This is a genomic window from Caballeronia novacaledonica (assembly GCF_900258035.1).
In the GTDB taxonomy this organism is placed as follows: Bacteria; Pseudomonadota; Gammaproteobacteria; order Burkholderiales; family Burkholderiaceae; genus Caballeronia; species Caballeronia novacaledonica.
On the sequence record NZ_OGTP01000047.1, the window covers coordinates 1 to 8,476 of the forward strand.

An 8,476-nucleotide genomic window follows, 5' to 3' on the forward strand; every position below is an offset into this window, starting at 1 on the left:
CCGCCTGCCTTCAGCGTCTGCGCGAAAGGCTCAAGTCTCTGCCCAACGAAAAACGACCCGGACGCGCATGCGACCGGGTCGTCAAATCCCGCCCCAAACGGTACACCGTTCGCTATCTAAGAAAAGACCTTAACTGAACGGCATTAACCCACATGGGGTGCTTTTTCCGTACTACGCTTCGCCGACGACTTACTCTGCGGAAGCAGCAGTCTTGTCTTTGAAGACCAGCTTTTCCTTGATTCGAGCCGACTTGCCCGAACGCTCGCGCAGGTAGTAGAGCTTCGCGCGGCGAACATCGCCACGGCGCTTCACGACGATGCTCGCGAGCAGCGGCGAGTAGGTCTGGAACGTACGCTCGACGCCTTCGCCCGACGAAATCTTGCGGACGATGAAGTTCGAGTTCAGGCCACGGTTACGCTTCGCGATGACGACGCCTTCGTAAGCCTGGACACGCTTACGCGTGCCTTCGACCACGTTCACGTTGACGACGACGGTATCGCCCGGCGCGAAGTCGGGGATGCTCTTCTCGCCCAGAACGCGTGCGATCTCTTCCTTCTCGAGTTGCTCAATCAGATTCATTACTGACTCCTTGTGCCATCTTGCCGAAGTTGCGTGCCTTGTATTTGAGTCAGGCCCCGGTAGAGGATGGGTTTGCTTCAGACGCCGATTTAAATCAGCGTCCCCATTTTCCCGCTCGTCCGCCCGAAATCTATGCAGACTTCGACGCTTCCTTCGCGAGTTCTGCGAGCCACGCCTCGTCGGCCCGGCTCAACATCTTGCTTTCACGCGCCCGCCCGATCAGATCGGGGCGCTTGATGAATGTGTTGCGTAATGCTTCGCGCCTGCGCCACGCATCGATTTCCTTGTGATGGCCGCCGAGCAGCACATCGGGAACACGCACGCCCTCGTACTCTTCAGGACGCGTGTAGTGCGGACAGTCGAGCAGGACATCGACGAAACTGTCCTGCACCGCCGATTGCGCGTCGTTCAGCACGCCGGGCAACTGACGCACCACGGCGTCCATCAGCGCCATCGCAGGCAGTTCTCCGCCCGACAGCACGAAGTCGCCGAGGCTCACTTCTTCGTCCACTTCGCGGTCGATCAGGCGCTGGTCGATCGCTTCGTAACGGCCGCACAGCAGCACGAGACCCGGTTCCTGCGCAAACCGCATCACGCGGTCGTGGTCGAGTTTCGCACCTTGCGGCGACATCATCACGACGCGCGTCGACGTGATTCCCTGCTCGCGCTGCGCGGCCTTCGCCGCGTGGATCGCGTCTTCCAGCGGGCGCGCCAGCATGACCATGCCGGGGCCGCCGCCGTAAGGGCGATCGTCGACGGTGCGGTAGTTGTCCGTGGTGAAATCGCGCGGATTCCACGTCCGCAGACCGAACCGCTCCTGCTTCACCGCCCGGCTCGTGATGCCCCAGTCGGTCAGCGCGCGAAACATCTCGGGAAAGAGCGTCACGACATCGAACTGCATCGCTCTCTCCGTAACGTGACGATGTTCAATAGTCGGCGTCCCAGTCGACGACGATACGCTTCGCCGCCCGATCCACCGTCTTCACATACACGCCGACGAACGGAATAAGCCGCTCGCCGGTGACGGGCTTGCCATCCTCGGTGCTCGAATACTCGACCCGCAGGATGGAATGTGCGCCGTTGTCGATCAGATCCGCCACGCGGCCCAAGGCCACGCCTGCTTCGTTTTCGACATCCAGGCCGATCAGATCGACCCAGTAAAATTCGTCTTCGCTGTCGAGCGCCGGGAAATCGCTGCGCGCGATGTTCACCGTGTGGCCCTTCAGCGCGAGTGCCGTGTCGCGGTCATCGCAGCCAGCGAAGCGCGCGACGATGGTATCGGCATGCACTTTCGACTGCAGACAGCGCGCGGACTTGCAATCGCGACCTTTGACGAGCCACCAGCGTTTCGCGCTCAGCAGTGCGTCGCCGCCCTGCTTGCCGTTCGCGTGCGGCACGATCTTGACCCAGCCCTTGAGACCGTATGCATCGGCGATGAAACCGAGTTCGACGGCGTCGTCAGGCAAAGCCGCAACCGCTTCGATTCCGCCTTCCGGCGTATTCGAGCTCGAAACGTCGACCGCCACGCGGCGCGCGCCCGGCTTGCGGACGAACGCGCCAAACGTGGCGGAACCCTCATCTTGCCCCGGCTTTGTTTGGCCGATGCTTTCCGACGCGCGGCCGGATTGAGAATCGCGCGTAGACATCGGCGAATCTTTGGGCAGGTTTGGAGCGACTGTTAAAGCTTCGACGAAGCGAGCTTAAGCAGCCGGCTGGGCTTGCTGAGCTTGCTTGACGAGACGCTCGACGGTCGGCGACAGTTGCGCGCCAACGCCTTGCCAGTACGTCAGGCGATCCTGAGCGATGCGCAGCGATTCGCCCTTGGTCGCGACCGGGTTGTAGAAACCCACGCGCTCGATGAAGCGGCCGTCACGGCGGCTACGCGAGTCGGTTGCGACGATGTTGTAGAACGGGCGCTTCTTCGAGCCGCCACGAGCCAAGCGGATGATGACCATGCTGAAATCCTTGAAAACCGGGGTTCGGAACAACGAGAACAGGCGATTATAGCTGTAATCCGAAGCTCTAACAAACACTTAACGCATTTTTTGGATACGGCGTGCGATTCGGGATGAATCCGGCACGTTTCCGGATACCGGAAATCACATCCGCGCGACGACGCGTCATTGGTGGCGCGAGCACGCGTCGGCGTAAAATGGCTGACCGCGTCGGCTTGCAAGCGACGTCCGTCTTTTTCCACCACCGCTTTCGCTGATGACTTCCTCGTCCGTCGCCACGCAAACCGGCTCGAAGCCGGCCGGCAAGCACGTTCCACCGTATTTCCGCTCGAAAACGCTGACCGCCGCGCTCGCGTTCCTGTTTGGCTACATCGGCCTGCATCGCTTCTATTTGTATGGAATGCGCGACAAGTACGGCTGGGCGCACATCGCGGGCATCGCTATGGGCGCGTTCGGTTATCTACTGCTCGCGGAAACGGAGCGCACTTCGCTTCTCGGCTGGGTGCTGGCGTTCCCGGGCGCGATTTCGCTGCTCGCCGCCTTTCTCTCGGCGCTCGTCTACGGCCTGCGCCCCGATGCCAAATGGGACGCGCAATTCAACGCGCACACCGGCCGCAGCAGCCGCTCCGGCTGGACGGTCATCTTCGTCGTGATTTTTTCGCTGCTGATCGGCGCTTTCCTGCTGATGACCGGTCTCGCGCTCACGTTCCAGACGTACTTCGAAAGTCAGGTCGAGGCGGCGAAAACGCTGTCGCAATAGACCGTCAGAACAAATCGAGCTGCGGGCTGGACGGCGGCCCCGCTCGCTTCGCAGGCCGTTGGAACTCGGACATGTCGAGAATGCCGCGCTGCCGCGCGTTCAGGCCGAGACGCTTCGCCGCCTTCTGAAAGCGCTGCTTGAGCATGTCGGCCCACAGGCCCTCGCCTTTCATGCGCTTCGAAAAATCCGAGTCGTAGTCCTTGCCGCCGCGCATGTCGCGCACGCGGCTCATCACGCGATCCGCGCGATCTGGGAAATGCGCGGCGAGCCAATCCTTGAAAAGCGGCGCAACTTCCCACGGCAGACGCAGCACGATATAGCTCGCGCTCGTCGCGCCCGCCTCGGCGCACGCTTCGAGAACCCGCTCCATGTCCGGTTCCGTCACGAATGGAATGACCGGCGCGATGCTCACGCCGACCGGAATACCCGCCTCGGCGAGCGTGCGGATCGTGCGAAGACGCCGCGACGGCGTCGCCGCGCGCGGTTCGAGCGTTCGCGCGATATCGGCGTCGAGCGTCGTGACGGTGATCGCCGCCATGACCTGACCGCGCGCGGCCATCGGCGCAAGCAGGTCGATATCGCGTTCGATCAGCGAATTCTTCGTGATCGCCGCGAACGGATGCCCGCAATCGTGCAGCACCTGGACGACGCGCCGCGTGATCTGCAAATCGCGCTCCACCGGCTGATACGCGTCCGTGTTGACGCCCAGCGCGATCGGCTCCGCTTCGTAGTTCGGTTTCGACAGTTCGCGCTCGAGCAATTCGGGCGCGTTGATCTTCGCGTAGATCCGGCTTTCGAAATCGAGCCCCGGCGACAGCCCGAGATAGCTGTGCGTAGGCCGCGCGAAACAATAGATACAACCGTGCTCGCAGCCGCGATAGGGATTGAGCGACACGGAAAACGGAATGTCCGGCGAGCTGTTGCGCGTGAGAATGCTCTTCGCGCGTTCCTCGAAGATTTGCGTGCGTAGCGGTGGCGCGCCCTCTTCCTCGGGATCGGCGGTGTGCGCCCAGCCGTCGTCGACGCGTTCGCGCTCGTCCTTCTCGTAACGACCCTGCATGTTCGTGACCGCCCCGCGCCCTTTGAGCGGAGCGGGCGGGGCAACGGGAAACTCACGATCGGGCGATGACATTGCGACAAGGATTCATCCATTGATACTGTATAAATATACAGTCTTGAGGCCTCATCGCAAGCGGAAAATCACGTCTCGACGAGAATTTTCAGCGTCTCCTTGATCTCCTCCATCACCACATAACTCTTCGACTGCACCGCCCCCGGCAATTGCAGCAGGATGTCGCCGAGCAACTTGCGGTAGTCCGCCATTTCGCCGATTCGCGCCTTTATCAGATAGTCGAAATCGCCCGACACGAGATGGCATTCGAGCACCTCGGGAATCTTCTGCACTTCGCGGCGGAATTGCTCGAACATGTTGCCGCTCTTGTGATCGAGCGTGATCTCGACGAAAACGAGCAGCGCCGCGCCCAGTTCGGTCGGATTCACCCGCGCGTAGTAACCCATGATGACGCCGTCGCGCTCCATGCGTTTCACGCGCTCGATGCAAGGCGTCACCGACAGCCCGACGCGCTCGGCAAGGTCCTTCATCGCGATGCGGCCGTCCTCCTGAAGGAGGTTCAGGATCTTGTGATCGAGTTTGTCGAGTGCGCGTACCGGATTTCGCTGCGTTCGCATTGGTTTTTCCTGAAAATCGATCAAATACGATAACTTAAACTGGGTCGAAGTCCATACCATAGTCGATAACACTATACGAGCTTCAGTTTGCCGCGTCGATCAACTTCAAGACACGCGCACTCGGAAGCTTCATCGAATCTGGATGGAGTTCACATGCGAATCGTTATTCTCGGAAGCGGCGTCGTCGGTGTCACGAGCGCGTATTACCTTGCTCGCGCCGGCCACGAAGTCACGATCATCGACCGCGAAGCCGGCCCCGCGCTCGAAACGAGTTTCGCGAACGCCGGACAGATCTCGCCGGGCTACGCATCGCCGTGGGCGGCGCCGGGCGTGCCGCTCAAGGCCGTGAAGTGGATGTTCGAAAAGCACGCGCCGCTCGCCATCCGCCTCGACGGCACGATGAACCAGTTGCAGTGGATGTGGCAAATGCTGCGCAACTGCACGCAGGATCGCTACACGGTCAACAAGGGCCGCATGGTCCGTCTCGCCGAATACAGCCGTGATTGCCTGCAGGCGCTGCGCGCCGACACCGGCATTTCGTACGAAGGCCGTACGGGCGGCACGCTGCAACTGTTCCGCACGCAACAGCAATTCGACGGCGCGGGCAAGGACATCGCGGTGCTGAAAGACGCGAACGTGCCCTTCGAACTGCTCACCGCCGATGAATTGAAGAAGGCCGAACCGGCGCTCGCCGCCGTGTCGCACAAACTGACGGGCGGCCTGCGTTTGCCGAACGACGAAACCGGCGACTGCCAGATGTTCACGACGCGCCTCGCCGCAATGGCCGAAGCGCTCGGCGTGAAGTTCCGCTACAACACGCCGATCGACGCGCTCGCTATCAGCAACGGCCGTATCGCCGGCGTGCAGTGCGGCAAGGAATTCGTGACGGCGGATTCGTATGTCGTCGCGCTCGGCTCGTATTCGCCGAAGCTGCTCGGCGATCTCGTGAAGATTCCGGTTTATCCGCTGAAGGGCTATTCGATCACCGCGCCGATCGTCGACGCGAACCGCGCGCCGGTCTCCACCGTGCTCGACGAAACGTACAAGATCGCGATCACGCGTTTCGACGACCGCATCCGCGTGGGCGGCATGGCGGAAATCGTCGGCTATGACAAGTCGCTGAAGCAGGCGCGTCGCGAAACGCTCGAAATGTGCGTGAACGACCTGTTCCCGGGCGGCGGCGACACGGCGAGCGCCACATTCTGGACCGGCCTGCGCCCGATGACGCCGGACGGCACGCCGATCGTCGGCCGTACGCCGGTGCCGAATCTGTTCCTCAACACCGGTCACGGCACGCTCGGCTGGACGATGTCGTGCGGTTCGGGCCAGTTGCTCGCGGATCTGATGTCGGGCAAGCAGCCCGCGATCCGCGCCGACGACCTCTCGGTGCATCGTTACTTCGGCGATGTCGGCGTGAATCGTCGTCCGGGATACGCGAACGCCTGAGCTTCGGTTGTTCTGACGAAAACGGCGCCCTTCGAGGCGCCGTTTGCCATTTTTAGAACTGATCTTCGCTCAGCGCGAGCACGCCTTCCTTCCCGTTCGCGCTGATGATCGACGCCTCGATCCCCGGCGCGAGCGACAGAACATGCTCGGCAAAGAACTGCGCCGTCGCGATTTTCGCGGAGTAGAAACGCTCGTCGTCCGCGCGCTTCGCATGTGCGGCGAGCATCGCGCGCGCCATCTGCCATCCCGACAACACGATGCCCGCGAGCCGCAAATACGGCACGCTGCCCGCGAACACCGCATTCGGATCGCTCCTGAATTTGGCGACGATGAACTCGATCGCACGCGCGAGCGACAGACTGCCCGCGCTCAGATGCCGATGCATCGACATGAACGGCTGGCCGTCCGCTTCGGCGAGCGCCGCGATGGTCTGATCGATCTGCGCGAGCAGCGCCTGCGCCGCCGCGCCGCCGTCGCGCACGGTCTTGCGGCCGACGAGATCGTTCGCCTGGATCGCCGTCGTGCCTTCGTAGATCGGCAGGATGCGCGCGTCGCGATAATGCTGCGCCGCGCCCGTCTCCTCGATGAAGCCCATGCCGCCGTGCACCTGCACGCCGATGCTCGCGACATCGACGGACATCTCCGTGCTGAAGCCCTTCACGATCGGCACGAGATATTCGTAGATCGCCTGATGGCTCTTGCGCGCGGCGTCGTCGGGATGAGCGTGCGCGAGATCGCTATGCGCCGCCGCGACATACGCGAGCGCGCGGGCGCCTTCGGTGTAGGCGCGCATCGTCGAAAGCATGCGGCGCACGTCGGGATGATGGATGATCGTCACCGGCTCTTTCGCGCTGCCATCGACAGGACGGCTCTGCACGCGCTCTTTCGCATACGCGACCGCCTGCTGATACGCGCGCTCGGCGATCGCGACGCCCTGCATGCCGACGGCGAAACGCGCCGCGTTCATCATGATGAACATGTATTCGAGACCGCGATTCTCCTCGCCGATCAGATAGCCGATCGCGCCGCCGTGATCGCCGTATTGCAGCACGGCGGTCGGGCTCGCCTTGATGCCGAGCTTGTGCTCGATGGAGACGCAGTGCACGTCGTTGCGTGCGCCGAGCGAGCCGTCGTCGTTGACGAGAAACTTCGGCACGAGAAAGAGCGAGATGCCTTTGACACCTTCGGGCGCGTCGGGCGTGCGCGCGAGCACGAGATGCACGATATTTTTCGCCATATCGTGCTCGCCGTACGTGATGAAGATCTTCGTGCCGAACACCTTGTATGTGCCGTCGCCCTGCGGCTCGGCGCGCGTGCGCACGAGCGCGAGATCGGAACCCGCCTGCGGCTCGGTGAGGTTCATCGTGCCGGTCCATTCGCCGGAAATGAACTTCGGCAGATAGCGCGCTTTCTGCTCGTCGCTGCCTGCGGTGAGGACGGCTTCGATCGCGCCGTCGGTGAGCAGGGGGCACAGTGCGAAGGAAAGATTCGCCGCGTTGAGCGCTTCGATGCACGGCGTCGCGATGAGTTTCGGCAAGCCCTGTCCGCCGAAATCCACCGGATGCACGACGCCTTGCCAGCCGCCTTCCGCGAACTGACGGAACGCGGCCTTGAAGCCGGACGTCGTCGTGACTTCGCCGTTCGCCCAAGTGCTCGGCGCGCGGTCACCGGCGACATTCAGCGGCGCGAGCACTTCGCCGCAAAAACGTGCGGCTTCCTCGACGACGGCCTGCGCCGTGTCGAAGCCCGCGTCCTCGTGACCGGGCAGCGCGGCGATGCCGTCGATATCGGCCAATTCCTTCACAACGAACAGCATGTCCTTGACCGGGGCGCTGTAGCTCATTGTCTTGTCTCCTCTCTTTACAGGTATTTCGGTGCAAAAAAAGGGCGCAACGTTGTGTCGCGCCCTTTCTTTTTCTTTGTGGCGAGTGTTCGATTCACACGGCGCGGTTTAGCCGAGCTCTTTCACCAGTTCCGGCACGACCGTGAACAGATCGCCGACGAGACTGTAATCGGCCACGCTGAAGATCGGCGCTTCCGGATCCTT

9 protein-coding genes and 2 pseudogenes are annotated in these 8,476 nt (G+C 62.4%); 3 read left to right on the forward strand and 8 right to left on the reverse strand.

The window, feature by feature from the left end; genetic code table 11:
• Positions 1-137: pseudogene (locus NOV72_RS32940) on the forward strand (IS4 family transposase); the annotation flags it as partial.
• Positions 138-189: 52 nt separating this feature from the next.
• On the opposite strand, the gene rplS reads toward NOV72_RS32940, so the two are convergent.
• The 4 genes from rplS to rpsP all read right to left on the reverse strand — a co-directional run bounded on the left by rplS (position 190) and on the right by rpsP (position 2,534).
• Entirely contained in the window at positions 190-579 is a 390-nt protein-coding gene (gene rplS, locus NOV72_RS31380; protein ID WP_061120495.1) for a 50S ribosomal protein L19, read from the reverse strand.
• Positions 580-709: 130 nt separating this feature from the next.
• The gene (trmD, locus tag NOV72_RS31385) at positions 710-1,480 is read right to left on the reverse strand and encodes a tRNA (guanosine(37)-N1)-methyltransferase TrmD (RefSeq protein WP_106858397.1); all 771 of its coding nucleotides are present in this window, start codon (positions 1,478-1,480) and stop codon (positions 710-712) included.
• 25 nt (positions 1,481-1,505) lie between these two features.
• The gene (rimM, locus tag NOV72_RS31390) at positions 1,506-2,225 is read right to left on the reverse strand and encodes a ribosome maturation factor RimM (protein ID WP_106858398.1); all 720 of its coding nucleotides are present in this window, start codon (positions 2,223-2,225) and stop codon (positions 1,506-1,508) included.
• A gap of 54 nt (positions 2,226-2,279) precedes the next feature.
• Positions 2,280-2,534 carry a 30S ribosomal protein S16 gene (gene rpsP, locus NOV72_RS31395; protein WP_008342343.1) on the reverse strand — a complete coding sequence of 85 codons (255 nt, stop codon included), beginning with the start codon at positions 2,532-2,534 and terminating at the stop codon, positions 2,280-2,282.
• 256 nt (positions 2,535-2,790) lie between these two features.
• Here rpsP and NOV72_RS31400 point away from each other — a divergent pair, with 256 nt between their 5' ends.
• Positions 2,791-3,294 (forward strand): TM2 domain-containing protein, encoded by a 504-nt coding sequence (locus tag NOV72_RS31400; protein ID WP_106858399.1) that lies wholly within the window; start codon positions 2,791-2,793, stop codon positions 3,292-3,294.
• A 4-nt stretch (positions 3,295-3,298) separates the two neighbouring features.
• Here the strand turns inward: NOV72_RS31400 and NOV72_RS31405 are convergent, their stop codons facing one another.
• Together NOV72_RS31405 and NOV72_RS31410 are read right to left on the reverse strand one after the other, a co-directional pair.
• Positions 3,299-4,426: a PA0069 family radical SAM protein gene (locus NOV72_RS31405; RefSeq protein WP_106858400.1), complete on the reverse strand. Its 1,128-nt coding sequence runs from the start codon at positions 4,424-4,426 to the stop codon at positions 3,299-3,301.
• A gap of 68 nt (positions 4,427-4,494) precedes the next feature.
• Positions 4,495-4,983 carry an Lrp/AsnC ligand binding domain-containing protein gene (locus tag NOV72_RS31410; protein ID WP_106858403.1) on the reverse strand — a complete coding sequence of 163 codons (489 nt, stop codon included), beginning with the start codon at positions 4,981-4,983 and terminating at the stop codon, positions 4,495-4,497.
• A 153-nt stretch (positions 4,984-5,136) separates the two neighbouring features.
• Here NOV72_RS31410 and NOV72_RS31415 point away from each other — a divergent pair, with 153 nt between their 5' ends.
• The gene (locus NOV72_RS31415) at positions 5,137-6,429 is read left to right on the forward strand and encodes a D-amino acid dehydrogenase (RefSeq protein ID WP_106858401.1); all 1,293 of its coding nucleotides are present in this window, start codon (positions 5,137-5,139) and stop codon (positions 6,427-6,429) included.
• A 52-nt stretch (positions 6,430-6,481) separates the two neighbouring features.
• On the opposite strand, the gene NOV72_RS31420 is transcribed toward NOV72_RS31415, so the two are convergent.
• Together NOV72_RS31420 and NOV72_RS31425 are read right to left on the reverse strand one after the other, a co-directional pair.
• Positions 6,482-8,272: an acyl-CoA dehydrogenase gene (locus tag NOV72_RS31420; RefSeq protein WP_106858402.1), complete on the reverse strand. Its 1,791-nt coding sequence runs from the start codon at positions 8,270-8,272 to the stop codon at positions 6,482-6,484.
• A 108-nt stretch (positions 8,273-8,380) separates the two neighbouring features.
• A pseudogene (locus NOV72_RS31425) lies at positions 8,381-8,476 on the reverse strand (electron transfer flavoprotein subunit alpha/FixB family protein); the annotation flags it as partial.